The following is a 23,822-nucleotide window of genomic DNA, read 5'->3' as shown; positions in this document are numbered from 1 at the left end:
AGTAATAAAGAAAATAATATATATATATATATAAGAAACACGTATATATAAGCATAGAATAAAAAGTTTTTGAGTCACCCGTCACATATAAAAAAATATGGTCTGAAACCTTACAGCCGTAAGGCTCGTGGACGTTTGACTACCCGTCACTAAACACGTCACATTTGAGGTGATTTTATAAATAAAGCAGAAGAACACGAAATTCAGTCACAAATTATGATTGATGTAAGTAAACATCACTGTCATATCTTTAGAACTAATACAGGTACCGTGGAGATGAAAAGGGGCGGATATTTCCGTGCTGGACCACCCAGCGGTTTCCCAGACTTAACTGGATTTAAAGATAGCAATGGAAAAATATTCTTTATAGAAGTAAAGCGACCGAGTGGCCGTGCACGTGAAGATCAGAAACAGTTTCATTACATGTTAGCTAATCATGGGATTATTCACGGTATAGCACGAAGTTCAGAAGATGCATTGAAAATAATAGATGAGGAGCTGGTCGGGTATGGATTCGAATCATAATGATTGTGGAGGAAATAGAAAATGACTAATTCGGTAATAAAGATGGTTCAAGCTATTGAAGCTGATTATGGGACAGTTAACTGCAAAGAAGCTTCCAATGATCCTCGCTTGAAAGCATTACAAAGACGTTTCTCTGATCCGATTGAGCATCCCAAGAAGGTATATAAAAGTGACCGACTACGTAAGGCACAACGACTACTTGATAATACCAACCTTCCTAAATATAAAATTGCTGAAAAGGCTGGTTATAACAAAGATTATTTTGGAGCATTATGTGTAGATGGCTTCCTGGATGATAGCAAGTGGTATATCAATCGAAAACACCTTCATAATTATAAATATTTTTGTGATGACAAACTAATTGCCGAAGGCACGATTAATCAAATAGCTATGAAGCTAGGCAAAAGTCCCAGTACAATTCGTGGATGTACATTAAGCAGCTATAAAAAATACAAGCATGAACATGTTTACAAATTAGTAAAAGTTAAATAAGGAATGAGAGAGAGGAATAACAATGAATAAAGACATTGACAAGTATTTAAAGTGTATTTACACCATTCGATACGGCTATGAGGTGGAAAAATGAAATTAGTAAAAGAATTTATTCCTGATCAAGCAATTTGGGCTGAGACTAATGTTTTGAATAAAGTTAATGATTTTTGTAAGCAAAATAGCGTTGCCGATATCATTCCTAAAGTTTTTGTTGGAATGGATGGTACACCAATGCTTGCGTATGTCGTAATTTATGAGGTAGAAAAATGAAAAAAATAACGGGCTTAGAAATTGAGAATCCTTATAGATATAGAGGCTATGAGGTGGGCAATACTCCAACATATGCAATTGAGAACAGCACATTTTTATTAGATGATATTGACAAAAAAATAGAAAAAATTAAGTTCAGTCTAGAACTGCTTGCTTATCAAGTGATTTTTATTGATGGAAGTTGTACTGAAATTTCAATTAATCAGTCGGGATTGATAGTACATACTGATGCGAATGAGGTTGAAGATGATGAAGGATTGGATTGATCGTGGATTTGGAAATATGAAAGTTGGCAATCTTGTGAGACTACATATTTCTAGTAAGGAACGGCTAGAGTTCTCTTTAGTTCACGGCTTTGCCGTTACTAATGAGCCAGTGAAGATAACTAAAAATGAAGCCGTTAGACTAGCTAAATATATTCTTATGATTGCGGAGGAAGATTAAAAATGGATGATAGTATTTCAGGATGGGCCTTACAACTGGCGGTAGAAATACTGGGTTATAGCAATGTTGGAGAGATATATAAAGAGTTGTTAAAACTAATTTATGATTTAGCGGAGGATTTGGATGATTAAAACATACAGAAAAGTAGCAACCATCAAGGCCGAACAATTTGACGGTTCTAATGAAATGGTTAATAGATATGACATTAAAACAGGCGAAAAATATCTCATTTGAGGAGTAAATTTCGACATCACTTTTTAAACCTTAGAAGATGGAGAGTTCCTCTATATAGGTAATTGGATTGCTACCGGAATAGATGGAGAGCATTGGATAATTCAGGATGACATTTTTAAGAAGACTTATGTGGAGGTCAAGTGATGATTTAAATTTTGAGAATAGATACTTCTAATTGTGATATAAGATTTTAAATATGTGAAGGGGAGAGTGAACACTATTAGATCAGACATAAAGATTAGACCTGATATTCGCATTAGAGTAGAGGCAGTCTTAAGAGATTATCCAGACTTAGAAACTTTTATTATGAAACGCAAAAACAGGTTTATGATTCCACATCGTGTGATAGAGGAGAAAATATAGGGCGGGAAATCTTCTAAAATTTCTCAAACACAAGAACAAATGATGATTACGCTTTACGCTGATAGCCGTCTCAAAAGTCTTGAACGTGAAAAATCAGCAATTGAAAAATGTTTTTTTGAATCTGATACTGATACACAAATAATTATTAAAGAGCTGTATTTTAGAAGATATCCAAAATATACTACTGAAGGATTATCATTAAATCATGTGGTAAATTGTTCAATTCGCACTATTAAAAGAATGTAAGGAGCTTTTTTAAGAAGACTAGCTAGTGAGTTAGATATTTATGAACCATAATTGGCACGAATATGGCACTATTTACCATCAAAAAAAAAATAGAATAGTATTATAGCAAAGATATGTAATCCAAAAGTGGGTATATAAAATGAGCGCAAGATATTGTTGGGATAGTATAAAAAAGGTCAAAAACACTTTATCTGAAGAGACAGAGTCTAACAGGTTTTTGGTGCATAGAAAATGTTTAGAACCATGTAAGGAATATGAGAATGATCTTTACGATGAATACAATCGAAATCGGATGGAAATTTTTTGGAACAAGGCACTCAGAAGCATTAAAAAGAAATATAAAATAAATATATATTTCTAAAAAGAGCAAATTTTTTACGACAAGGCAATGAGTGATTATAAAAAATTTCAATCATCGCAAGAAATGATGGCGGCAATGGAGCTTATAAAAGAAAAAATACATACACAAGTTCTAAATCTAATATTAAATAATAAAGTTTATTTTTTTTAGTCACAAAAAAAAGTATCATTGGAAAATGACGGTGGACTGCATAAGTTCCAGATTGTTAAAGATTCTGCAAAAGAAATAGCGATTATGAATGAGTAAAACAAAAAAAAGATTGTCTGGGAGGTTATTAGGATACCCATCAATATGATATAAAAAGACATATAGAGGTTGGTTCCTCCGCTATAAATATTTTATAAAAAAAAACAAGAAAAACGAAAAAAAAAAAGTGGGTTTTTTTAAAAAATATGTGGTAGGACCAATAGAGATATACAATTAGAAATTCTCAAAGAAATTGAGATAAACACAGATTCCTATATAGGTTTATTAACTCTTAAAAAAAACCAACAGCTACATTAAAAATATTACAGAGTGGTGTGGAAACCCTCTGCATTCTGTGAGAACGCATGGGCGAATCAGTAGAGACCAAACAATACAAAACGATACCAACAAATTATATCGTTGCTCAAATTGATGTTAGGTTCGAGACCTATTTCTTACATTATGGAAATGGCAGCTTCCATATTAAAATCCTCCTTTCGGGTATAATTTGGCTGGTTAATCCCAGTCTTATGTTTCGGTAGCTCAACGGTAGAGCGTTTGGTTGTAACCAAAAGACTGTAGGTTCAAACCCTACTCGAAGCTTTGATTGTCGGAAAGCGATCTTATAAAATAAAAGAAAGAGCTTTTTATTCTTTTTTTTATTTTTTGAAAAAACAACGGTAGACAGTGTGGCAAAGGGGATAACTGTGAAAACGGGGGTGTGTGGTTCGATTCCATGCCTGACTCTAAGGTGTGACATGGTGAAACGTATACTAGTTAATGCGCTTGTGGGTTCGATTCCCACTCCCACTCACACTATATTAAAACTGATCGTGTGCTTGCACGCCACTAGCTGGTAGGTTAATTCCTATCGGCTTTTTATTTTGGAGGAAACAATATGTTAAAGATTAAATATTATTATTTTGAAAAAGGTTCATTGGTTTCAGACGATGCTTACATTAACCCTAATCTTATTTCGTCAATTACTAAAGGATATAAAAAGTATAGGAAACTTTATTACGTGAATATTGATGGAAATACTTATTCAGTTAAAGAAAAGAGTCTAAATAAAATTTCAGATTATTTAGGTTATAAGTTTAAGTTGTAACGGGAGGCATAAATATGAAAGTAATCATACATCCTAATGAAGCACCAATTATATATGACGACTTAGGTAAACGTATTGAGGGAATATATAACTTTGATTATCTTAACGCGACTCAGGGTGCTATCACTATCCCTCCTCTTACAATTATACTGAGACTTTATTACTGGTCCGATGATGATATTAACTACCAAAGCATGTTACATCAAGGCTGGGATAAATATAACAGTAAAGAATATGTGACTACACCAAAGGTTAAACCACAAGGAATACTTCATTATGTTCCCAACAATTTTAATGCGTATCTTACTAAGGGAGACTTTGAGGTGCTTGAGAAGATAAAACATGATCGTTCTATTACCAGAGAAAACAGTATTCATAATGTCCTTCGTTAGAAGATGTAAGCATAGTGGCTGTCATAACTTAGTGAGTGGTAACAGTCCATTCTGTAATGAACACACAGCAGACCTATCAGCATATGAATATCGCATAGCGAAACAACGCGCACACACTAAGAGACATAAGAGAGAGTATAAAGCTACAGTTCGTGCTGTTCATGATGAAAGCAAAAAACGTGACGGCTTCTATCATTCAAGAGAATGGAAGCACATCCGATTGTCTGTACTTGAGCGTGACAACTACGTTTGCCAATACTGTTATCTTTTTGTAGTATTGAGACCAGCCACAACAGTTTACCATATCTTACCAGGACAAATTGCACCTGAACTTATTCGTGACACTTCCAACCTTGCAGTAATCTGTCGTGGATGTCATAGCCGTAAGACAGATTGGGAACATAAGTTCTATCACACAGGATACAAAAAAAATAATCAAAAAATACAAAAAGAGATTTTATAATAAGACATATCAGAATTGCCGAACTCTTTAAAATAGACCCCCGCCTACTGTCTCTAGGGAGACAGCTCGCATAGTGGGCATGAGCTTTAAAAAAAGTCCGAAAATTAAAAATTTAACGCAGGGGGTGAGAAATTGTACACAAGAAAAGCAGGTAGAAAGCCTAATTTATCTGTTTTAGACACTCAACACACAGAAAACAAAACACGCCACACAGCCGTTAAACAAGCTAGAAAAGGGCTTAAAAAGCTTCCTAAAAGAGAGCCAAAATACTTATTGCCAGAAACTAAGAAATTGTGGAAGAGATTATTTTTCAAATTTGAATCAGTCGGATTGGTGAGTGTTTTAGATCAAAATCATCTCGAATTATTCTGTACACACAATGCTATATACTTAGATGCAGTCAATAGTATTTCAGAGCATGGTCAAGTTTACATGGATGAGAATGGAAATCTCAAAAAGAACCCAGCCGTTGGTATTGTTGACAATTGTTCGAAGGCTTTAAGAAGTTTAGGTATGACTTTGGGAATTGATTTTAACTCTTACTCTCAACGTATAGGAGTTAATGGAAATGATTCTAACAGCATTGACATTCAAAAAGAATTGAAGAAGTTTGGGGGCCAGTAGATGGACTTATCTAAAAAATAACGTAGACTACGGTCACATGAACTTTTGTGAAAATACCGGTCAAGAGACATCTGAGATATAAAAGAAAAGTATAAAGACGAAGGAACAAAATATGCTTTTAAGGTCCTAGATTTGGAAGTTATTTCTGGGTACAATATGAAACTTGCAGCGTATAGACAGTTGAGAGACCTTCAATGCGTTGAAGATTCAACTTATAACTATCCTTATTATTATGATGTTGAAAAGTGTCAACAAGTTTTAAACTTTGCGGACATTTGTCCCAACGTTGATACAGGAGAGCCAGTTCCTTTAATGGATTGGCAAAATTTTATACTTTGCTTAATGTTCGGCTGGCGAGAAATCAAAACACAAAATAAACGTTACGGGTCAGTTATTATTTTTGTTTCTCGTGGACAAGAGATGAGTCATTTAATGTCTATCATTGCTTGCTATTCATATTTAATTGAAACTATGGGACTGGATAATCAAGATCTCATGGTTACTTCAAACATCACTGATCAGGCAAGAAAGATCTATGGTTATATTTCAACGATGATGAATAAAATCATTGATAAGAATGTTGTATTTAATGAATTAAAGAAACAAACTGATTTAGACGTTCAATATAATAAAGTGATCCAGCGCAAAACTAATAATAGGTTATTACAGCTATCAGCAGAGAGAGGGAAATTTGATTCTTACACCTTTTTGTTTGCCGTTTATGATGAAGCTGGAGAGACAAATCATTCTGTTGTTTCTAGTAAAATTACATCTGGTCAAGTTAAAGTTCCTAATTCGCAGTTCACTCAAATTTCTACTGCTTATCCCGATTCTACAGTTCCTTTTAAGCAGGAAGAAGATTCCATCATTAAAATTATGGAACGTGACGAACATGAAGAGGGCGACCGTAAATTAGTTTTGATTTGGTCTCAAGATAGTGAAGATGAAATGAATGAGCCTCAAAATTGGGCGATAAGTATTCCTTTGCTATTATTGCCAAGCGAACATAATAATTTGATGTGAGGGTTGAAGCAAGAACTTGATGATAAGCGCTTGTCGGGTGAAGAGTTTAGATTTGCTAACAAAAATTTAAATCTATGGTTAGATTACAAAACCAATTCCTATATTGATTTAGACGACTGGGAAGCTACTACTTCTACTACTGATTTTGATATTAAAGGTAGAGACGTATATATCGGCTTTGATGCCAGTCTTACATCCGATAAAACATCGTTTTAATTTATATTTCCTTATAAAGAAAACGGAATGGAACGTTACCACATCATGCAGCATTCATTCATTCCGTGGAAGTTAATGGGTTCCATTTCAGCAAAGGAAAAGTCAGATGGTATAGTGTATCGCAAAATTGTTGAATTAGACTATTTTACGATTTTAAACAAAGAGAGTGGACTGATTATTATAGATAAAGACTACACATGGGTTATGTCATTTGTATAAGAGAACAAAATGAACGTTTTTTACTTTGGGTATATTGTGTTAAAAACTCTTAACTCCTCACTAACACTTAACAATAAGACTGTTATGAAAATTATGGCGATCAAAAACACATCTTACATTTTTTCTGAGACAATTAAATATATTCAGGATAGTTTCTTCCACAGAAATATTTCTCATGAAGACGATGAAATTATGAAGAAAGCGTTAATGAATGCTGAAGTTGGTGAGAATAGGGCAGGTATGGAGATTGGAAAGTCCAAACAGTCATTAAAGATTGATGTGGTTGATGCTTTAATTGATGCGATGTATCAAGCAATGTATTACTTCAATGACATGAGAGATCGTGACGATCCACTCTCTAGATATTCTGATGACGATATTAAGAAATATTTGAATTCAGGTAAATTTAGTTTTTAAAAAAAGAAACAAATGTTTAAAAATCTAATAGCAAAACTTAATATTTTTAAGCGCTGGCTTCTAATTAAATTAGAGACAGTGCTTTTTTTATTGGCAATTTTAATTGTTGATATAAATACATACCACTTTGTGAAGCTGATATGTAAATATGTTTTGAGTGCTACTTTAATAATTGTTTCATTAATTTTGAATAAGCCTACTAAGTAACCGCCTACTATAGAAAGGAGGTGAATAAATGATATTTAGATCATTAAGACCATCTAAGGAGCCTTATACATCTTTAGGCAGTGGATATACAGGATTAACTTATTCGATTAAAGATAACAAGATTGTTTTTAATTCTGATTTTGTATCTGCTAGGGATGCTTTAAAAAATTCTGATGTATTCGCAGTTGTAAATAAATTGGCGGAAGACATGGCTAGCGTACATATTAAAAATCTTATTATATACACAAAAAAGGTGTTAACTAATACTAGTCAATTAACTAATAGTTTTTCTTTTTGGCGATCAATGTACGCTCAAATGCTGTTATCTGGTAACGCCTATGCATTAATTTGGGGCGATAAATCAGGTAGAAGTGATCACTTAGAATATTTGAAAACATAACAAGTCGATATTTATAAATCGGCAGATGGGACTCAGCTAACCTATGACATTAATTTTCCTGACACAGAAAAGCGAAACTTGAATACAGTTCCTGCTAATCAAATTATTCATTTAAAAAGTGTTTCGCTAGATGGTGGTTTGATTGGTATTTCACCATTACGAGCGTTATCTAAAGAAATGCAACTTCAAGACGCTAATAAAGGCTTGGCGTTAGGAGCGATGAAGAATGGGCTAAACATTACTGGTCTTTTAAAGATCAATATAAGTGGGTTTCTTGAAGGTGTGACAAAAAAGAGTGTTCGCAGAGATTTCGAGAGGCGGGCGGAGAGTGGTCATATCGTTGTTTTAGATGACTTGGAGGATTATCAAGCACTTGAAGTAAATCGTGATATTTCTAAATTACTTTCTTCCACAGATTGGACCAGTGAGCAGATAGCTAAGGTATATGGAGTTCCTCAAGATTATTTAGGTAGTGAATCGGAACATTCAAATATTGAAATGGTGGCTATCCAATATGCTCAAACAATTGGTCGTTATATTCGTGGAGTTGTTTCAGAAATTAAGAAGAAATTTTATGGTGAGATTGACTACGATATTAATGATATTTCTGATATTGACAGGCAACAAGTTGAGAAACGTGTTAGAGGGCTTGTTGCTGATAGAGTTATTGGTTATAAAACTGCTCAAAAGATTTTAATTCGTGGTGTCACTGATTTGTTTACACAAGAAGACATCGTTTTTGTGGATATTCCGTTTCAATCGGGAGTATCTAAACTGAAAGGAGGTGATAATACAGATGACAAAGAAAACAGTGGAACAACGGGCGATCAATAACAGTAATTTCAAGATTGAAAAACGCTCAGAAGATGATAATTTTAATACGTTGTCAGGGTATGCAATTGTTTTTGTCCAGCCAAGTGAAAACTTAGGCGGATTCATTGAGTACGTTGATCGTTCAGCATTAGACAATGTGGATATATGCACAATACAGCGACTCTATAATATCAATATAGAGAAAATATTTGAAAGAGCAGAGATAACCACTTTGTCTCATTCACTGGATAACACAGAGCTGTTTTTTATAGCTCAAATTCTTATAACACCGCTTGGAAAAGATGTTTCCGAGAAAATTAGAAAAGGGAATATAAAGGGATGTAGCTTTGGTTTCACTATTGATGGTGATGATTGGTCTAACTTGGATAAAGATACCGCTACACGTCGTATCACGCAGATTGGCGACTTATTCGAGTTATCAATTACACCAATGCCCGCATACAAAAAGAAATCAGTTTCTAAACGTTCTCTTTCAGAATTTGAGAGCAAAAAAAATAAGAAAGAAGACTCCAATTTAAATAACGAATTGGAGCTTTTAAGAATGGAGACAGAATTATATGACAAAAGAAGAACTTCAAAAACAAATTAAAGAAGCTCAAGAATTTATTCTTTCTAAGAATAATACTCACGAAAATAAAAACAAAAAGGGCAATGTACTTAAAGAAATTACTAGAAGTTTCTAACAAACTCAAAGTCTCATAGATTTTTACGATGAATTGGGTGAATTTAAAAATGACGACAAAGAAGATAGCTCAAAAAGGTGTCCCCAACACGGCGACAAGCGCACTATGATGAAAGAAGAGAAAAAACCACATAAGGGAAAGCGTTCAGAAAACAATGATTATCTACATTCTGGCGGTACTCTTCGTTCTCATAAACATCAAAATTCAGAAGGCACGGATAAAAATTTAATTATTCCAACAGAATTAACACGTGATGCACTAGATGGTATTAAATCTGCTGATGTTAATCCAACAATTCCTACATCGATTTCTTATATACCACACGATAAAGTTAAAAATGTTGTAGATTTATGTGGATATTTAAATAATAAGAGTGTCACTACTGTTATTGGTTTTCATCCAAACTGTATGAAGACTATACTTAAATTTAACACACTTGTTCAAATGTGGAAGAGAACTGAACTAGCAAAACCAAACTTTACAGAAATTTGATTCAAGGTTGTAACAAGACATGTTGCAGAACCAGTTTCTCAAAAAAGTATCGATGATTCAGCCGTAGATTTGATTCCATTCTTAGTAAACGATGCTAACGAACAAAAGATTAATACAACTAATGCCGATATTGCAGCAATCTTTGAATCATTTAAACCACTAACTGTTAAGACACTTGATGATATTATACATATTATTAACATGTAGTTTTAGAAAGCGTATAATAGCTCAATTGTTGCACCACGTTCTTTCTATCAATGGCTAGACACTTTAAAAGACGGAAACGGTCGTTACCTACTACAAACTGATGTTAAGACTGCTTCTGGGGCATCTATTTTCGGTATTCCAGTATATAAAATAGATGATGATCTATTTTGGGCTAAGAGCGATGCTCATGCGTTTATTGGCGATTTGAATCGTGCCGTTTTCTATGCCGATCGTGCACAAATTACTGCTAGATGGGTTGATGATACTGTCTACGGTCACTATCTTTAAGATTGTACTCGTTATGACATCGTGAAGGCTGATGAAAACGCTGGTTACTTCTTAACAGTTGATAATAAAACTGCTACTGCTGCTGATACTTCTAATGTTGGTACTACGACTGCAGCTGGTAAGTAATCATGGATGATTCACTATTAAGCGACTTGAAATTAAGTTTAAGACTTGATCCTGACGAAGAAGAGGATATGATTTTGAATCGCAATTTAATCGCTGCTGAAAGTTATGTTAAAGGTGCAATTGGTAATGATGACGGTCTTATGGAAGGATTTTATGAGCTTGATTCTGTTAAACAGTCTTATGAGATTGCTGTAATCGCTTTGGCAAGCTCGTATTATACTTTTAGATCATCTGGTATGACCGGACGTATAACAACACTTTTTATGACTCTTGATTCAATTATAGCTCAATTTCGCGGCAAATATTTATAAGAAAAAGAAAAACATGAGACCGATAGTGTACAAAATAAAACCTAGTAGATTGAAATATCGAGTTTGTTTAGGCAAAGCAGGATTCGTAGAAACACCACAGGGGACTAATAGACCCGATTTTAAAGAAATTAAAAGTCTTTGGTGTGGAATATATACGATGTCGATGATACAGCAGATTACTCTTTTAGGTTCTCCAAATACTTTTTACTTAGAGTTAATAATTATAGATCAGTGTGATAGTTTAAAAAGCGTTAAATATACGCGTTTTATGAACCAGTTGTATATATATTTTGGTAGTTCCCCCGACTTTGACGATTCACCACGTGCTTTTGAGTTAATAACACTAAAGAAAATAGATAAAAATGGAATATCTTGAGAGGGGCGTAAAAATAGAGAGAGGACTATCTAATTTATCTTTAACTCCTAGTCAAAAGAAAGCTATGACTAAAGCAGGAGCAGAAGTTTATAAAGAGAGTCTTAAAAATAATTTGAACAGTAGTTTACATAAGGGTCCACACACACGCAGAGCAAATATCAAATAAGCGGATGAGATCTGTCTTTAATACAAGAGCACTGATGGCGCTACTTATGTAGGCTTCAAGAAAACTCCTGGTCATTTTGGCTATGTAGCTAGAATTCTTAATGACGGCTACATGGGTCATGGTGGTAAAGGTGCCAGTGAGCACACCACTAAATATATATCGGGATTGCACTTTCAAGAACGAACTATAAATGAAACGAAGGCTTTAGTTTTAGCAGCAGAGGCTAGAAAATATAAAGAAATGTTAGGAGACTAGCATGATTTCAAAAGATGTTAAAAATATTTTATTAAAAAAATTGGATGAGTTAAAAATTAACCCGTCCAACATTTTTATCCAAAACATTCCCCAGGATTTTACGGAAGTTGACGAAACAGCGGTTCTTATATCTGAGATTAACAGTATCTACTCAGGTCGAGCTAGTGATGTTTCTACCACTAAAGATAGCCGGATAGAAATACAAATTTTTTATCGTGGAGATACTAGCCCAGATATTACAGAATCAATCATTAATCAAGAATTAGAAAAAAATTGGTTCTATCAATACGACTCATATCCGAACGTTGATCCAGATACGGGCTTTTTGACTAGAACCATGAAATACGAAAAAACGGAGGGCATTTAAATGGCATTATCAGGTTTTGAAAAAGAACATGTCGGTATCTATACCGATAAAACTGAAACAATTGACAAGGACAAAATTTTTACAATTGAACCCAAAGAAGGGGGTTCAGTAGTTAGTGCGACAATTTCAAATTTATCACCAACTATCACACCTGTTTATGGGTCTGATCAAGAATGGAAAGAAGGTTTTAAAGGTCATGGTGCGATATTTGTATAATTTCTTTCTATCGCAATATCACAAAAGGTCAGACAAAAGATTTTGGGAAAGACACCATTTTACGGGGGCATTTCTGATGTTGGTAAAAAAACAGAATCTCCATATAGTGTTTTTGAAATGATTTCACATGACGCAACAGACGAAAACATAGGGGCTCATTTAGAGTTTGTTATAGAAAGAGTTCATATCACAACAGTTGCTCCAAAGACAAACACAAATACAACAGCTTATAATAAAGAACAACTTACATTCAGTGCTACTGATCGTGATTCTGATGGATTCGCATACTTTGAAGCCTTGGAGGATGGAAAGAATTACGATGCAGGCAAGTGGGAAACAAAGATTTTTGTTATGCCACTAACAACAAATGGTGCTACTCCTGCTCCAAATGTTCCAAGCACACCAGCCGCTTCAACAGGAAAATAGAAGGGAAAGATTAATCAATGTCTAAAGAATTCGTATACATCAATGCGTTCGGCCGTCGCTTTACGGTCAAGAAAAGTAACAAAAATTTGAGACTTTCTTACGCATATTACACAAACTTAAGAGTTAAAAGAAAAAAAATGATAGCTGTAGAGGATAAAACAGACACAATATAAACTCAAGATTTGGGGGAACGTGAAGTTGCTGAGCAAATTATGAACAGTTTCGATACAGCTTCTAAAGCTGCATTAGATTTACAAAATGTTCCAGTTAATTTTATTAAGGAAATTTTGAAATTGACTCCTAAGCAAGTATCAATGCTTGACGACATGACTACATCAGAAACAGGTGCTTTGGCAGGCCGAATCGCTCACGGTGTTACTTCGGATGATGAGGATATTGACCCAAAAAAGCCACACAAGAGGAGCAAGTAGATCCTTTTACCGTCTATCAAGATTTCTTAAATTACGAAAAACAAATTATGCAAGAAACAGGTTGGGACTTAGAAACAGTTGAGTCTCAGCCATTTTTTGTACTTGCAGAAATTTTAGACGATAAACGTGAATCTAATAACACCAATAATTCTGTTGGTCCTATGAGTTTGACCGACTTTATTAAAACGGGTGGTGTTTCCTCAATTTTAGAGAAAGGAGGATAAATATAAATGGCAAAAGATATGGAACTGAATACAGGGATCCATATTGATTCAATACAAGCTGAAGGCTCCCTCCAGTCTCTAAAAAATATAGTGAAAGAATTAAAATCTGTGAGGAAAAATAAAGAGCAAGTGCAACGAGCGCATGTTGATTATCTATCAGCGTATCAAGCAAAGGCCCAAGGATTAGGGCGAGCTATTGAAGGACAGACTAATTATCTTAACCGATTAAAGTCTGAAATGAGTAACCTCGATAGAACTACTACAGAAGGTAGTCAAAAGTTTAGTCAATATACTAATCAGGTCAATACGGCTACACGTCAATTAAATAACATGGTTATGCAACAAGAACGTGCTAAATCTACTTTGAACTTGTATACGACTGGTATTAAAGACCAAAAACAAGCAATGGAAAATGCTATAAACATTTCTCAATCACTTGTTGTGCGTTACAAAACGCAAGAGATAAAAAATATGAGATATGCGCCAGAAAGAACGCCGCTGAAAGCACGTATTCAAGAGCTAAACTCTCTGTATTCAAAGGAATCAAGCGAGCTAGAACGTGTTAAAAAAGAATCTGGTGAAACATCTAAGGAATATGCTACACAGACTAAACGTGTTATAAAACTTGTGATACAAAATTCTCTAAAACTCATCCGCTATCGTGAGTTAGGCAGTGAGTTAGGTGGAATGGGTACACATTTCACTGGTATTAGGCAAGCGGCTGCTACTTCTAAAACTGCTATTGGCAATATGAATAGCAGTATTAAAAATAGTATAAGTCATATGAAGAATATGGCTATGACAGCAGGTATAGCGGGTGCAGCAGTTACTGCTATATTCGTTAGAGGGGCTAAAAAATCTGTTGAACTTGTAAATAGCTACAAACAGATTACTATACTGGCTGTGACGGGGGTCGAAAAGATAGCGGAAGCTACAATGAAAGTGTCTAGAGTGCGAGAGGACGGTCAAAAATACACGCTATAGTGTATGATATCTCAACAAGAAATAGCACATGTGTACAAAGACTTAATCTAACGTGTATATATGACAAAAAAAGCATTGGGTGTTATAAGATCTGAAAAACAGGCTTCTGTAGCTTCTGGTGATGATTTCAAGGACGTTGTAAAAGTATCATCACAAACGCTTGAAGCATTCGGTATGAAAACAACATCTACATCAGGAATGATCAAGAATACTAAAAAAGTTGTTAATGATTTAGCGTATGCAGCCGATATGACAGACACAGAATTTATAGAGTCGGGTGTTGGTATGTCGTATGTTGGTTTTATTGCTCTTATAACCGGATACAGTTTAAGTGAAACTTCGAGAGCGATAGGGATCTTATAAAAAAATGTGGTTTAGACAGAGACAGCGGGTATACTGTTACGAAAAGAAATTAATAGTTTGATTTCGCCAACTAAGACAGGTGCTTCTGCACTTCAAGAATTAGGATTAAGTACCAAAGATTTTACCGATAATAAAGGTAATATGAAGTCCATGACTGACATATTCGGTTTATTGCATGACAAGATGCAAGGCATGGGTAAGAACAAGCAAACCGATATTTTCCATAATTTATTTGGTATAACAGGTCAACAAGCTGGTTTAATCTTGGCTGATAATGCTAAACAGTTAGGCGAATTGAACCAAAAGGTTGCTGATTCCGCAAAGAATGACTATGTTGGTAAACTAGCTAAAAAGAATAGTGAAACAGGTAAAGTTGCATTAGATATAGTAAAGCAATCTGTCAATGCGATATCAATGACACTTTTGAGAGCGCCGCAGTCAGCCATTTCACAAATTGGTGACAAGTTAGCTAAAGCAGCAGGTACTAAAGAGTTTGGAAATGCTGTAAAAGGTGTTGGCAAATGGGTTGGAAATCTAACTGATAAAGTAGCTGATTTCTTTACTTACTTAGGCAAACATTCCAATGATCTAAAAGGTATTACACATTTGTGTGGAAAAAAAGTTAAAGATATAGACCCTGGTGCTTGGGATACGTTTTTTGGAATTATTATGGGTATAGGTAAAGCATTTGGACAAGTTTTTACAAATGGCAAAAAGGCCGAGGAGCTACAAAAAAATTTAAACGAGTATTTAAGTGGCATAGCTATGCACGTAAAGGCTCTAAAAACTATTGGGGGTCTATTAGCTGGCATTTGGGTAGCGGATAAAGTAGCTAATTTTGCAGTTAAAATCAACGATGTTGCGGATGCTTTCGGTGGATTAAGTAAGAAACTTAAGAACTCAGGAATTCAAAATGCTGCTAGTGAAAAAGTCGAAAAAACAGGTGAGAATATTTCTAAGGGCACTTTAACAAAAGCTGAAAACAGATCTATATGAATTATATAAAAAACGCTTTTTGGTTCTCGAAGGTGAAAAAATTTTATCGCTATGTGAGTAGAACACGTCGGATTTGTTGTTATAGGTGCGACAAAAGCTCTAAATCTTACTGATAAAGCTAAAAATATCGGTGGAGGTATTGGTTCTGCGTTAGATGCAGGTATTGCAGGAATTTTTTTGGGACCAGAAGCAGCAGTCTTAGGGGCACAACTCGGAGATTTAATTGGTAAAAATGTTGGACCAGGTATTAGCAACTATCTTGATCATGGAAATACATCCCCTAAGGGCTCCAAATCAGATATTAAGAAGCGTCTGAAAGAAGCTCAGGATCAATATAAGGCAAATAAGCGAGAATATAATTGGTTTCATTCATCCGTTAGTAAAGATGCTTTGGATCTAAATGATAAAAATATAAAGAGATATGAGAACCAGCGTATAAGTGTTGAGAATGATAAGAAAAAGCCAAAGACGACTTCCACTGCGAAAGCAATCAAAGATGTAGCAACGACACATGTATCTAAAACAGATATTAAGAATGTTAAAGATATGGTGCCAGCTATCAAAGATTACGAAAAAGCTATTAAAAGCCTTAAGTTAAACCTTAAAAATAACAGTCCTTCTAAGGAACTATCTAAAATTGATAAGTCAATTCAGGGTAAGTCTAAAGAATGGAAAAATATGGTAAAACCAGTTAATAATGTAGCTGGTGCATTTAAGAAGCTTTCATCTTCCACTAAATTTATGAAGAAAGATCCATTTTCTGAGTTGAATAGTGATTTAAAGAAGTTAAAGAAAACCCTTAAAGATAGTAATATTACAGATAAATTAGATTCCATGGCAAAAGATTTAAAGAAAAATATACTTGTGAGAGAAATAAAGACAGTGGCGAGTTTTATTAAAAGTAATATAAAGACGCGGAGTATATTCGCGATACCACTTATAGATGTTCAAAAAACTTTTCAAGAGCTTAATAAATTTACTAAGACGTATAGTAAATCTGATCCATTTGCCAATTTGGATAAAGATATTCAAAACTTAACTAAGACTTTAAATAATCAGAATATCGGTAAAATTCTAAAATCGCAGATAACTGAGGCCAATAAGGCAACCTCTAATGTTACCTTTGATAAAGATTTCAAGACTGTGACGGATAATGTTGTGGAGATCTTAAAAACTTTTTAGATCAACATTTAGAAGACTTGGAAAAAGATGTGGGCTCATATAGATTCTGAAGAAAAAGAGACATTAGCCACAGTTGTAAGTAATTACAGCTCTAAAATGAACTCGATTTCTAAGAAAGAGACTAGTTTTTCTAGCGACTATTTAAATAAATGGAGTTCGTGGTTAAAATCTGTTACAAGTTCTTTTATGACCCCTTTTAATTTTCTACATGGGGTCGCAAGAATAACACTAAGTAAGGTCACATCAGAAATTAAAAAAGGGATTTTCGGGGAGATATCATTGATTGTAGTTTTCGCTGTGAAATCACTGAAAATAGAAAAATATGTTGTTTGTATTGTTGTTATTCTTGGGGGGGTATTAGATCTTGTGGGTGTGCGCAGATATGTGATCGCTCATGTCAAAACTAATGTAATTTTTCCCGTTGGCTTATAAGGCGAAGAAGAGCTCTATTTATGGGATGACACAGCGATCCTTCCACACCTTTTATCAGAGCAATTTATGGGAATGGTAGCTAACCTTCCACACCATGCAACTGGTAAAGGTGATACAAATAAAACGTCCGAAGACATGACCGATTATGTATTTGAACATTTGGATGAACTAAAAAAAGACCCAGTTCCATTTTTAAAGAAACCTTACTTTGAAAAGGCTAATTTTAATGGAAATGAGTTTATTAGTCGTTTTGGAAATGCTATTTCAAATGGTTTCCTGAAGGCTATTTCACAGCCATTTTAAAAAACATTATCGGATATAGACTTTATAGTGGCTGTTGGTGCTAGAGCACTTTTAAAGTATAGTCCAATGATTAAAAACGCTGCTGCGCTTATACACCAGCAAATATCAGCTTTCAAAATGGATATGATAGAGAGAAACATAGCTATTAAAAAAGAGGTTGATACTAACGTTATAATAAATTGTGATAAGAATACTAAAGCAGATCTCCCCTCACCTGTGATTCTCCAATATATACCACCCACCTCTTTAAACTACGCTATGCCAGGACATACTATTATCTACACACTATTAGAGATGTTGTTTGTGTGATATAACACTACAACATGGCGTATGGATATGGGGATGGGCTATAATGGGGGAATCGGGGAATAGCGTGGGCAAGCATCAGGTCCAAGTGGTCCAAGGTTTATGTACGACGGTGGATTTATTACTAAACCTACAAGTATCATCGGTGGCGATGCTGGTCCGGAAGTTATGATTCCACTTAATAATAAGATGAGAGCAATTCAAATTCTTCAAAAAGCTAAAGATACAATTGGCGGTCCTGATGATAATAATGTAACTACATCAGTTGATACGGCCAGAGTTGAAAGCAACCAACAACAACAATTGATGATGACACAAGTCATGGTTAAATTATTGAGTAAAATTGCTGATGGTTCAATGGCTTCTGAGATTTCAAATGGTGTCATATAATAAAATGTGATATCAAATGCTTTAGATAAAATTGGGTTATCTAATCGAAAAATGACTAAGTTCCAAGGAAAGGGAGGTACAGCGTTTGCCTAAAAGATTATCAGATGGACATTACAGACAGAACTCATTACTAATTAAATCCGATGGACAAAATGAATTTGAAATTAGTAATTATCATGATTTGATATTTACTAGACTTATAGAAGGTTCACCACAGACGGGTCTTAATCTAAAGAGAAATATAGATGTAGATGGGCAAGTCCACACAGGCCCTCTGTTGTATACCTCACGCACAGCAAAAGCCGACTTTTTATTGAGAGTTGATGATGGAATTGATTTATAAAATCGCTTCCATGTAATTTTTAAAAAGTGCTTTTAAATAGGTTTAGAGAGAGTTCTTCAAAGCTATGATATTGGCCGTTGCTTTTATGGAATACCTAAGCCCTTTTCATATACAGATGTTGGATTTTACGATAAAACTTTTTCAGTAGAGTTCGATATTCCTAGTGCTTATATGTATTCAGTGGCTAGATCAACGGACTTTCCAATTGATCCAAGTAAGGAAGATTTAATTTCTAATAATTTAAACCTTTCAACAACTGATTTGAATTACACTCACTCTCAAGGAACCTTTAAAATATTTAATCCCAGCGATTTTGATATCCAACCGTATGAACAGAATCATGAATTAAATATTATTTTTAAGGGGTCTGGTAGTCCTAGCTTGACTAATATAACCACCCAAGATGTTTTCTCTATGAACTCAAATATTTTTTCAAATGATTCTCTAGTTTTAAAAGGTGTGCACCCACTGCTTAATGGTGATTCTTGCGAAATAGAAACTAATCACGGTCACATCAATTTAAAGAAAGGTTGGAATGATTTCAGCTTGGCAGGCTTTAGTGGCACTGTCACATATGATTTTTCTTTTATATATCTATGATTAATTTTAAAAAATATAGAGTTCAGGATAGAGAAGACAAGTATGATGAAACTCTTACTTGCATTGATAGAGGATCATTGAGCAATTCAGAAGAAATGAATAAGACCAATCAAATTGATTTCACAGCGATTAACGATAATTCTATAGGCTATCAATTATTGCAAAATGAAAATTATATTGTATTTGATGGTCAAAGATATCGTATCAAGCAGGCCGAAAAGGACGATGAGGGGTATGACTTCAAACGAACTGTTTCAGCCACACATATCTGGTTTGATTGCCAATATGTTTATCAATACGATAAGATCAAAGGTACTAAAAAACTTTCAGCCAACGATTTGATGAGCTTCGTTTTTGATCAAAACGAACTCGGTAATCATGGGTTTACTTGGAAAGTTTCTGGTACAACTGATAAATTAACATTCACAGACTACGGTGAAAAATCAGGGCTTGAATGTGTAAATGATTGTATTGAAAAATTTAATTTAGTTGTTGTAGCTGATAACAAAAATATTACTTTAATTCCTATGAATGATTGGCAGCATAAGGTTAATAAGTCATTTAGATACATTAACAACACGCCTACATTCACAGCTAACATTGATACCACAGAAATTCAAAATATTGCTAGGGTTTACGGCAAAGCTAACGCACCAGTTACCTCTCCTATTGGTACAGCTATTGGGACTATCAATACGATGGAAACTAATGGTGCTCCTGTTGTGGATGATCCTAATAAGCCTACTAATGCAGTCCAGAACTTGCCTAACGGAACTAAATGGGTAATGGATTCTAAGGTAGTAGCTAATGGTGAAACATGGGACCGTGTATCAAACAATGGTTGGGTTAACGAAAAGTACATTGTATTTGATAAGAACGGCGATGTTCAACCAGAAAATCACATTATTACTCAAGTGACCGGACAAGGAACAATTAAGACTTCCACAGACTCACTAAAGGAAGATACTTCTAGTGGCAAAGTTCTACCAGTAGGAAATGCTATTGGTACAGTCAATACAATGGTTTCAGGGGGTGCACCTGTGTTAAGTGATCCATTGAAACCTGATTCAATAGTTAATCACTTGGTCAATGGGTCAACATGGGCAATTCATAACAAAAAAGTTTTTTAAGATATTTCATATAACGCGAAAGATACTCATAAGTGGGTTGATTTTCAAAACACAAAAATTGATAAAGAGGGAAGCGTGTAACCCGAGAATCATACTATATAACCTGTAAAAGGACAGGGTATTGTTTAAGGACCTGAGGCTGTGTCTCGAATTGATATTGCATATAACGTTTATGTGTATGATATACACTTTACACATCAAAACAAAACGGGTGGAAAACTAGCACCAGGAACTCAATGGGTAATTAGTTCATCTGTTTCCGATGGTGCTCAAGGCAAATCATGGGATCAAAACTGAAACCATCTATATGTAATGCAGGATAAATAAGATTTCAAAGCAAAAACCGCTGTATGTGCATCAGAAGAAACACCCACTCTATATATCGTTTATGATTCTCCTTGGACTCCGCGGCATGAAGTGGGTAGAAAAATTGCTAACGGAACACAATGGGAAAAAGACGGTGAGATTACTGATGGGGATAACGGTAAGACATGGGATCGTGTAGCAACTAATGAGTGGGTATGTGCCGATAATTTCGTATTTACTGGTGATACAGATGTTGAACCAACGGAAGTTAAGAAGTCAGATGATGATAATGCAGAAGATGACCATTCTACTGATTACTTTCATCCTTTTATAATTAGAGATGAAAAATCTATTCAAGAGTGGGGTGAACGTCCTGGCCCAGCCGTTACGAACAACGATATTGAAGACCCTGAAGAAATGAGAAAATATGCACTATCTCAAATGAAGACAGAGCCAACTGTGGATATCACAATGACTTATTCTGGAGATGAGACTTTCAATATTGTGGATATGGTGTATTGTGATATAGAAACACAGAATTTTATTCTTTGGGGCACACTCGTGAGTATTTTATATAAACCGCTATATTTTGCAAATACTTATGAGGTTACATTAAATAATACGTCCCAAACACTATCAGACTATGAGTTATCAGTTCAAAGTTCTTTAGCTAACGCTAGATACAATGGAGCGCTTTCAATCTCAAATGGAATTATTGCAAGTCCCTATTTTACACAGAAAGTATACGAGGTATAGTGGAAAATATACATATAATTGCTGATCCAATTACTAAAAAGTTTTATTATCCACAGACACATTATTTAGCCGTGATTGACTTAGACAATCATATTAAAGATTTAATGAATCAAAATAATACTTATGCGAAATACGTTAAGGACATGGAGTTAATTGATACTTCGGGTCCTTTTTATTTTGATGAAAATACATTAAATAAACCCGCAAATATCCCAAAAGGATACCTACGGGCAACATTTATAGATTCAAAAAATGGGATTGTAGAAATTATTACAACTAACGAATATTACGAATTTTCAGACGGTGAAATGTCTGAATTAAAAGAAAGTGTGTTTATTATTGGTGAAGTGGTTCCTGATATTGAAAAGCATTGGCAATATATAGAATCAGAATATGAGGCAAATTAAAAGTAAAAATGTGAGATAATACAGAAAGGGGAGGCGCTATTAAAATGTCTGTTTGAAATTAAATATTAGATGACAGGGGGCGTGATAAATTGTACTTACCAGACGGAGTAGTTAAATCAGAGTTTCCAGGCTTGAGTATGCAGTCTAAAGATGGAAAGACAGCAGTTTTAAGTTTTGACAATGGTGAAAAAGTAATTATTTCAAAGCAAAATTCTGATGGCACTACTGATTCAGAAGTATATAACTTTAAAGCTGTAACTGATGAAACGGTATTCCCACCAGTTCCTGAGTCTTCTAATTATTGGCATGATGTTGATTTAGATAAATGGAATGGTGTAATTGATAGCAATTTTAAAGATAGCTTAAATAGCAATAATGATCAGATTCAGAAATCTATCAATTCATTGTATGAATATGAAACTGATCAAAGAAACTTTTTTGCAAAGCTTAAAGATATGTTAAGCGACTTTTAAGGGTGTGTTGTAACAATTTTTTCTGCTAAAACAGCGCAGTTTTTTAGTAAATTTTTTGATAAAAATTTTATAAAAGATGAGATAGCCAACAAAGAACATGTCTTGCAGTGACAAATAGATAATTTAAAAAATGTAAATTCTACTTCTCTCAGAGTTAAAAAGCCAGGAGAATTTTATAAAGGAAGTGAAAAAATATATGTAACAACAGATTTACCAAATCTTCAAATTATGATTTTTGATATTGGTAAAGAAGAAGCATTTTATTTAGACAGATTAGATTCATCTGACGAAAACAATATGAACAGTCCTCAAAGTGTTTATATGCGACAGATCACAAAACGGGTTATGCCAATTCTTTTGGCTAAGAACAGCGAAAGTGGTTTGGCTACTGTTGTTGTGCTGATGCTGAATTACACGATTAAAATTGATCTAACAGGCTGTCATGTAGATTTTTTTGGGGAAGATTCTGCAGATATTCCAATAATACAAGTGAATAATTTTGATACTAAAGAGCTACAATCAGGTTTGTTCAGTTTTTCTTAACCAAAAAAGGCAACAATTTATGCGGGAGATAATCGAAACGCCTATTTCAAATTTAGAGATAAGAATTTAAATGTTGTTAAAACTTTATTTTTCAATGTGCGAATTTTAGAAGATAGTAATTATTATCCTGATGAACTCCCTCATAAAGAATATTGGGGGGAGGGTGAAAGAGCTTTATACGAGTTAGGACAGCTTCAAAAGTCATATACAGATTTGTTAATAAATAATATTTAAAATATAGATGATATAGTGTTGGCCAAGATATCTCACTACAAAAACCGTATATCCGTTATATAGAAGACTATCAAAAACAAAAATTTTTTACAAGCGATTTAAACAGCTTTAAATAGTGATTTCGCTATTGGTCAAGTTGATCCTGATATTGAAAAGCATTGGCAATATATAGAATCAGAATTGGGGGCAGATTAATGGTAAATGTAATTGATAATGAGGCACAAAAAAGCAGTAACATGATGCCTGTTGGAAATAAAATAATTGATGAGAAAAAAGACGTATCTCACACTGTAAAAAAAGATATAGATACAAACTATATTTCTTTAGAATCAAAATGGTTTGGCTCCTCATCAAACAATACTGGTGGCAGTACAGGCGGTAACGCTGGAGGAACTACTCCTGTAGAAGCAATTGGTGTGGGGGCTCTTCTTAGAGAAAAGTAACACAATTGCCATCCACTTTAAATCTGTTTAGTGGTTCAG

The 23,822-nt window shown here is 34.4% G+C and carries 41 protein-coding genes, 1 tRNA gene and 1 pseudogene; all 43 read left to right on the top strand.

Annotated elements, in window-relative coordinates; all coding sequences use genetic code 11:
* Nucleotides 1-216 precede the first annotated feature (216 nt).
* The 43 genes and pseudogenes from ATN92_RS11030 to ATN92_RS10820 all read left to right on the top strand — a co-directional run bounded on the left by ATN92_RS11030 (nucleotide 217) and on the right by ATN92_RS10820 (nucleotide 23,783).
* Entirely contained in the window at nucleotides 217-525 is a 309-nt protein-coding gene (locus tag ATN92_RS11030) for a VRR-NUC domain-containing protein (protein ID WP_056950141.1), read from the top strand.
* Nucleotides 526-546: 21 nt separating this feature from the next.
* Entirely contained in the window at nucleotides 547-1,017 is a 471-nt protein-coding gene (locus tag ATN92_RS11025; RefSeq protein WP_056950138.1) for a helix-turn-helix transcriptional regulator, read from the top strand.
* A gap of 90 nt (nucleotides 1,018-1,107) precedes the next feature.
* Complete coding sequence (locus tag ATN92_RS11020) at nucleotides 1,108-1,287, top strand: hypothetical protein (RefSeq protein WP_056950808.1); 180 nt, start codon at nucleotides 1,108-1,110, stop codon at nucleotides 1,285-1,287.
* The gene (locus ATN92_RS11015; protein ID WP_056950804.1) at nucleotides 1,284-1,553 is read left to right on the top strand and encodes a hypothetical protein; all 270 of its coding nucleotides are present in this window, start codon (nucleotides 1,284-1,286) and stop codon (nucleotides 1,551-1,553) included. Before ATN92_RS11020 ends, ATN92_RS11015 begins: the two co-directional genes overlap by 4 nt.
* Nucleotides 1,534-1,731 carry a hypothetical protein gene (locus ATN92_RS11010; protein WP_158106773.1) on the top strand — a complete coding sequence of 66 codons (198 nt, stop codon included), beginning with the start codon at nucleotides 1,534-1,536 and terminating at the stop codon, nucleotides 1,729-1,731. Before ATN92_RS11015 ends, ATN92_RS11010 begins: the two co-directional genes overlap by 20 nt.
* Before the next feature lie 2 nt (nucleotides 1,732-1,733).
* Nucleotides 1,734-1,862 carry a hypothetical protein gene (locus tag ATN92_RS19105; protein ID WP_267901952.1) on the top strand — a complete coding sequence of 43 codons (129 nt, stop codon included), beginning with the start codon at nucleotides 1,734-1,736 and terminating at the stop codon, nucleotides 1,860-1,862.
* 484 nt (nucleotides 1,863-2,346) lie between these two features.
* Nucleotides 2,347-2,574, top strand: a complete 228-nt coding sequence (locus ATN92_RS19565; protein WP_411762969.1) for a hypothetical protein — start codon at nucleotides 2,347-2,349, stop codon at nucleotides 2,572-2,574.
* A gap of 1,079 nt (nucleotides 2,575-3,653) precedes the next feature.
* Nucleotides 3,654-3,724, top strand: a tRNA-OTHER gene (locus ATN92_RS10995).
* Nucleotides 3,725-4,019: 295 nt separating this feature from the next.
* Complete coding sequence (locus ATN92_RS10990) at nucleotides 4,020-4,229, top strand: hypothetical protein (protein WP_056950747.1); 210 nt, start codon at nucleotides 4,020-4,022, stop codon at nucleotides 4,227-4,229.
* Nucleotides 4,230-4,243: 14 nt separating this feature from the next.
* Nucleotides 4,244-4,621, top strand: a complete 378-nt coding sequence (locus tag ATN92_RS10985; protein ID WP_158106771.1) for a hypothetical protein — start codon at nucleotides 4,244-4,246, stop codon at nucleotides 4,619-4,621.
* The gene (locus ATN92_RS19560) at nucleotides 4,572-5,084 is read left to right on the top strand and encodes an HNH endonuclease (RefSeq protein WP_411762963.1); all 513 of its coding nucleotides are present in this window, start codon (nucleotides 4,572-4,574) and stop codon (nucleotides 5,082-5,084) included. Before ATN92_RS10985 ends, ATN92_RS19560 begins: the two co-directional genes overlap by 50 nt.
* Before the next feature lie 132 nt (nucleotides 5,085-5,216).
* Nucleotides 5,217-5,708, top strand: a complete 492-nt coding sequence (locus ATN92_RS10975; RefSeq protein ID WP_158106769.1) for a phage terminase small subunit P27 family — start codon at nucleotides 5,217-5,219, stop codon at nucleotides 5,706-5,708.
* A gap of 156 nt (nucleotides 5,709-5,864) precedes the next feature.
* Entirely contained in the window at nucleotides 5,865-6,731 is an 867-nt protein-coding gene (locus ATN92_RS10970) for a terminase large subunit domain-containing protein (protein ID WP_158106768.1), read from the top strand.
* 3 nt (nucleotides 6,732-6,734) lie between these two features.
* The gene (locus ATN92_RS19320; RefSeq protein WP_158106767.1) at nucleotides 6,735-6,947 is read left to right on the top strand and encodes a terminase TerL endonuclease subunit; all 213 of its coding nucleotides are present in this window, start codon (nucleotides 6,735-6,737) and stop codon (nucleotides 6,945-6,947) included.
* Nucleotides 6,948-7,250: 303 nt separating this feature from the next.
* Nucleotides 7,251-7,583 (top strand): terminase TerL endonuclease subunit, encoded by a 333-nt coding sequence (locus tag ATN92_RS10960; protein WP_158106766.1) that lies wholly within the window; start codon nucleotides 7,251-7,253, stop codon nucleotides 7,581-7,583.
* Nucleotides 7,584-7,818: 235 nt separating this feature from the next.
* Nucleotides 7,819-8,190, top strand: coding sequence for a hypothetical protein (locus ATN92_RS10955; RefSeq protein WP_158106765.1), 372 nt, complete (start codon nucleotides 7,819-7,821; stop codon nucleotides 8,188-8,190).
* A gap of 9 nt (nucleotides 8,191-8,199) precedes the next feature.
* On the top strand, nucleotides 8,200-9,024 hold the full coding sequence (locus ATN92_RS10950; protein WP_158106784.1) for a phage portal protein: 825 nt from the start codon (nucleotides 8,200-8,202) through the stop codon (nucleotides 9,022-9,024).
* Nucleotides 8,987-9,613 (top strand): HK97 family phage prohead protease, encoded by a 627-nt coding sequence (locus ATN92_RS10945; protein WP_158106764.1) that lies wholly within the window; start codon nucleotides 8,987-8,989, stop codon nucleotides 9,611-9,613. Before ATN92_RS10950 ends, ATN92_RS10945 begins: the two co-directional genes overlap by 38 nt.
* Nucleotides 9,582-9,707, top strand: a complete 126-nt coding sequence (locus tag ATN92_RS19100) for a hypothetical protein (RefSeq protein ID WP_267901951.1) — start codon at nucleotides 9,582-9,584, stop codon at nucleotides 9,705-9,707. The genes ATN92_RS10945 and ATN92_RS19100 overlap by 32 nt, the downstream gene beginning before the upstream one ends.
* Nucleotides 9,708-9,812: 105 nt before the next feature.
* Entirely contained in the window at nucleotides 9,813-10,199 is a 387-nt protein-coding gene (locus ATN92_RS10940; RefSeq protein ID WP_158106763.1) for a hypothetical protein, read from the top strand.
* A gap of 69 nt (nucleotides 10,200-10,268) precedes the next feature.
* Nucleotides 10,269-10,406 carry a hypothetical protein gene (locus tag ATN92_RS10935; protein WP_158106762.1) on the top strand — a complete coding sequence of 46 codons (138 nt, stop codon included), beginning with the start codon at nucleotides 10,269-10,271 and terminating at the stop codon, nucleotides 10,404-10,406.
* Between the two features lie 24 nt (nucleotides 10,407-10,430).
* Nucleotides 10,431-10,694 (top strand): phage major capsid protein, encoded by a 264-nt coding sequence (locus ATN92_RS19555; protein ID WP_158106783.1) that lies wholly within the window; start codon nucleotides 10,431-10,433, stop codon nucleotides 10,692-10,694.
* 128 nt (nucleotides 10,695-10,822) lie between these two features.
* Nucleotides 10,823-11,131, top strand: coding sequence for a head-tail connector protein (locus ATN92_RS10925; RefSeq protein ID WP_158106761.1), 309 nt, complete (start codon nucleotides 10,823-10,825; stop codon nucleotides 11,129-11,131).
* Nucleotides 11,132-11,929: 798 nt separating this feature from the next.
* Nucleotides 11,930-12,295, top strand: coding sequence for a DUF806 family protein (locus ATN92_RS10920; protein WP_158106760.1), 366 nt, complete (start codon nucleotides 11,930-11,932; stop codon nucleotides 12,293-12,295).
* On the top strand, nucleotides 12,296-12,511 hold the full coding sequence (locus ATN92_RS10915) for a major tail protein (RefSeq protein ID WP_158106759.1): 216 nt from the start codon (nucleotides 12,296-12,298) through the stop codon (nucleotides 12,509-12,511). It abuts the gene before it with no gap.
* A gap of 42 nt (nucleotides 12,512-12,553) precedes the next feature.
* Nucleotides 12,554-12,937 (top strand): hypothetical protein, encoded by a 384-nt coding sequence (locus tag ATN92_RS10910; protein ID WP_158106758.1) that lies wholly within the window; start codon nucleotides 12,554-12,556, stop codon nucleotides 12,935-12,937.
* 212 nt (nucleotides 12,938-13,149) lie between these two features.
* Nucleotides 13,150-13,368 carry a hypothetical protein gene (locus ATN92_RS10905; protein ID WP_158106757.1) on the top strand — a complete coding sequence of 73 codons (219 nt, stop codon included), beginning with the start codon at nucleotides 13,150-13,152 and terminating at the stop codon, nucleotides 13,366-13,368.
* A gap of 47 nt (nucleotides 13,369-13,415) precedes the next feature.
* Nucleotides 13,416-13,592: a hypothetical protein gene (locus ATN92_RS10900; RefSeq protein WP_158106756.1), complete on the top strand. Its 177-nt coding sequence runs from the start codon at nucleotides 13,416-13,418 to the stop codon at nucleotides 13,590-13,592.
* 6 nt (nucleotides 13,593-13,598) lie between these two features.
* Entirely contained in the window at nucleotides 13,599-14,576 is a 978-nt protein-coding gene (locus ATN92_RS10895) for a hypothetical protein (protein ID WP_158106755.1), read from the top strand.
* A 60-nt stretch (nucleotides 14,577-14,636) separates the two neighbouring features.
* Nucleotides 14,637-15,935: pseudogene (locus ATN92_RS10885) on the top strand (phage tail tape measure protein).
* A gap of 177 nt (nucleotides 15,936-16,112) precedes the next feature.
* On the top strand, nucleotides 16,113-17,117 hold the full coding sequence (locus ATN92_RS10880) for a hypothetical protein (RefSeq protein ID WP_158106752.1): 1,005 nt from the start codon (nucleotides 16,113-16,115) through the stop codon (nucleotides 17,115-17,117).
* 27 nt (nucleotides 17,118-17,144) lie between these two features.
* The gene (locus ATN92_RS10875; RefSeq protein ID WP_158106751.1) at nucleotides 17,145-17,549 is read left to right on the top strand and encodes a hypothetical protein; all 405 of its coding nucleotides are present in this window, start codon (nucleotides 17,145-17,147) and stop codon (nucleotides 17,547-17,549) included.
* A 66-nt stretch (nucleotides 17,550-17,615) separates the two neighbouring features.
* A complete protein-coding gene (locus tag ATN92_RS10870; RefSeq protein WP_158106750.1) occupies nucleotides 17,616-17,852 on the top strand; it encodes a hypothetical protein in 237 nt (78 codons plus the stop codon).
* A 408-nt stretch (nucleotides 17,853-18,260) separates the two neighbouring features.
* Entirely contained in the window at nucleotides 18,261-18,548 is a 288-nt protein-coding gene (locus ATN92_RS10865) for a hypothetical protein (protein WP_158106749.1), read from the top strand.
* Between the two features lie 85 nt (nucleotides 18,549-18,633).
* Nucleotides 18,634-18,891: a hypothetical protein gene (locus tag ATN92_RS10860; RefSeq protein WP_158106748.1), complete on the top strand. Its 258-nt coding sequence runs from the start codon at nucleotides 18,634-18,636 to the stop codon at nucleotides 18,889-18,891.
* 180 nt (nucleotides 18,892-19,071) lie between these two features.
* On the top strand, nucleotides 19,072-19,491 hold the full coding sequence (locus tag ATN92_RS10855) for a phage tail family protein (RefSeq protein WP_325063710.1): 420 nt from the start codon (nucleotides 19,072-19,074) through the stop codon (nucleotides 19,489-19,491).
* Nucleotides 19,488-20,621, top strand: a complete 1,134-nt coding sequence (locus ATN92_RS10850; protein WP_267901950.1) for a phage tail protein — start codon at nucleotides 19,488-19,490, stop codon at nucleotides 20,619-20,621. Before ATN92_RS10855 ends, ATN92_RS10850 begins: the two co-directional genes overlap by 4 nt.
* 141 nt (nucleotides 20,622-20,762) lie before the next feature.
* Nucleotides 20,763-20,918 (top strand): hypothetical protein, encoded by a 156-nt coding sequence (locus ATN92_RS10845; RefSeq protein WP_158106746.1) that lies wholly within the window; start codon nucleotides 20,763-20,765, stop codon nucleotides 20,916-20,918.
* 120 nt (nucleotides 20,919-21,038) lie between these two features.
* Complete coding sequence (locus ATN92_RS10840; RefSeq protein ID WP_158106745.1) at nucleotides 21,039-21,683, top strand: phage tail protein; 645 nt, start codon at nucleotides 21,039-21,041, stop codon at nucleotides 21,681-21,683.
* Nucleotides 21,683-22,090 (top strand): hypothetical protein, encoded by a 408-nt coding sequence (locus ATN92_RS10835; protein WP_158106744.1) that lies wholly within the window; start codon nucleotides 21,683-21,685, stop codon nucleotides 22,088-22,090. Before ATN92_RS10840 ends, ATN92_RS10835 begins: the two co-directional genes overlap by 1 nt.
* Nucleotides 22,091-22,179: 89 nt before the next feature.
* Nucleotides 22,180-22,563 (top strand): LXG domain-containing protein, encoded by a 384-nt coding sequence (locus ATN92_RS10830; protein WP_158106743.1) that lies wholly within the window; start codon nucleotides 22,180-22,182, stop codon nucleotides 22,561-22,563.
* 228 nt (nucleotides 22,564-22,791) lie between these two features.
* Nucleotides 22,792-23,106 carry a hypothetical protein gene (locus ATN92_RS10825; RefSeq protein ID WP_158106742.1) on the top strand — a complete coding sequence of 105 codons (315 nt, stop codon included), beginning with the start codon at nucleotides 22,792-22,794 and terminating at the stop codon, nucleotides 23,104-23,106.
* A 428-nt stretch (nucleotides 23,107-23,534) separates the two neighbouring features.
* The gene (locus tag ATN92_RS10820) at nucleotides 23,535-23,783 is read left to right on the top strand and encodes a hypothetical protein (protein WP_158106741.1); all 249 of its coding nucleotides are present in this window, start codon (nucleotides 23,535-23,537) and stop codon (nucleotides 23,781-23,783) included.
* The last annotated feature ends 39 nt before the right edge of the window (nucleotides 23,784-23,822 follow it).

It is taken from the genome of Companilactobacillus bobalius (assembly GCF_009764355.1).
The sequence above is the reverse complement of the archived record's forward strand: the minus strand, read 5'-3'. Positions and strand labels throughout refer to the sequence as shown.

Excerpts from the sequence above, each read along its gene's own strand:
- ATN92_RS10850 (WP_267901950.1), top strand. The coding sequence starts at position 19,488 with ATGATTAATTTTAAAAAATATAGAGTTCAGGATAGAGAAGACAAGTAT.
- ATN92_RS10825 (WP_158106742.1), top strand. The coding sequence starts at position 22,792 with ATGATTTTTGATATTGGTAAAGAAGAAGCATTTTATTTAGACAGATTA.
- ATN92_RS11015 (WP_056950804.1), top strand. The coding sequence starts at position 1,284 with ATGAAAAAAATAACGGGCTTAGAAATTGAGAATCCTTATAGATATAGA.
- ATN92_RS10925 (WP_158106761.1), top strand. The coding sequence starts at position 10,823 with ATGGATGATTCACTATTAAGCGACTTGAAATTAAGTTTAAGACTTGAT.
- ATN92_RS10905 (WP_158106757.1), top strand. The coding sequence starts at position 13,150 with ATGAACAGTTTCGATACAGCTTCTAAAGCTGCATTAGATTTACAAAAT.
- ATN92_RS10915 (WP_158106759.1), top strand. The coding sequence starts at position 12,296 with ATGGCATTATCAGGTTTTGAAAAAGAACATGTCGGTATCTATACCGAT.
- ATN92_RS19100 (WP_267901951.1), top strand. The coding sequence starts at position 9,582 with ATGACAAAAGAAGAACTTCAAAAACAAATTAAAGAAGCTCAAGAATTT.
- ATN92_RS19105 (WP_267901952.1), top strand. The coding sequence starts at position 1,734 with ATGGATGATAGTATTTCAGGATGGGCCTTACAACTGGCGGTAGAAATA.
- ATN92_RS10940 (WP_158106763.1), top strand. The coding sequence starts at position 9,813 with ATGATGAAAGAAGAGAAAAAACCACATAAGGGAAAGCGTTCAGAAAAC.
- ATN92_RS19560 (WP_411762963.1), top strand. The coding sequence starts at position 4,572 with ATGATCGTTCTATTACCAGAGAAAACAGTATTCATAATGTCCTTCGTT.
- ATN92_RS10945 (WP_158106764.1), top strand. The coding sequence starts at position 8,987 with ATGACAAAGAAAACAGTGGAACAACGGGCGATCAATAACAGTAATTTC.
- ATN92_RS11025 (WP_056950138.1), top strand. The coding sequence starts at position 547 with ATGACTAATTCGGTAATAAAGATGGTTCAAGCTATTGAAGCTGATTAT.
- ATN92_RS10900 (WP_158106756.1), top strand. The coding sequence starts at position 13,416 with ATGCAAGAAACAGGTTGGGACTTAGAAACAGTTGAGTCTCAGCCATTT.
- ATN92_RS10875 (WP_158106751.1), top strand. The coding sequence starts at position 17,145 with ATGTGGGCTCATATAGATTCTGAAGAAAAAGAGACATTAGCCACAGTT.
- ATN92_RS10985 (WP_158106771.1), top strand. The coding sequence starts at position 4,244 with ATGAAAGTAATCATACATCCTAATGAAGCACCAATTATATATGACGAC.
- ATN92_RS10865 (WP_158106749.1), top strand. The coding sequence starts at position 18,261 with ATGTACGACGGTGGATTTATTACTAAACCTACAAGTATCATCGGTGGC.
- ATN92_RS11010 (WP_158106773.1), top strand. The coding sequence starts at position 1,534 with ATGATGAAGGATTGGATTGATCGTGGATTTGGAAATATGAAAGTTGGC.
- ATN92_RS10970 (WP_158106768.1), top strand. The coding sequence starts at position 5,865 with ATGAAACTTGCAGCGTATAGACAGTTGAGAGACCTTCAATGCGTTGAA.
- ATN92_RS10955 (WP_158106765.1), top strand. The coding sequence starts at position 7,819 with ATGATATTTAGATCATTAAGACCATCTAAGGAGCCTTATACATCTTTA.
- ATN92_RS10895 (WP_158106755.1), top strand. The coding sequence starts at position 13,599 with ATGGCAAAAGATATGGAACTGAATACAGGGATCCATATTGATTCAATA.
- ATN92_RS10960 (WP_158106766.1), top strand. The coding sequence starts at position 7,251 with ATGAAAATTATGGCGATCAAAAACACATCTTACATTTTTTCTGAGACA.
- ATN92_RS10870 (WP_158106750.1), top strand. The coding sequence starts at position 17,616 with ATGGGAATGGTAGCTAACCTTCCACACCATGCAACTGGTAAAGGTGAT.
- ATN92_RS11020 (WP_056950808.1), top strand. The coding sequence starts at position 1,108 with ATGAAATTAGTAAAAGAATTTATTCCTGATCAAGCAATTTGGGCTGAG.
- ATN92_RS10990 (WP_056950747.1), top strand. The coding sequence starts at position 4,020 with ATGTTAAAGATTAAATATTATTATTTTGAAAAAGGTTCATTGGTTTCA.
- ATN92_RS10920 (WP_158106760.1), top strand. The coding sequence starts at position 11,930 with ATGATTTCAAAAGATGTTAAAAATATTTTATTAAAAAAATTGGATGAG.
- ATN92_RS11030 (WP_056950141.1), top strand. The coding sequence starts at position 217 with ATGATTGATGTAAGTAAACATCACTGTCATATCTTTAGAACTAATACA.
- ATN92_RS10820 (WP_158106741.1), top strand. The coding sequence starts at position 23,535 with ATGGTAAATGTAATTGATAATGAGGCACAAAAAAGCAGTAACATGATG.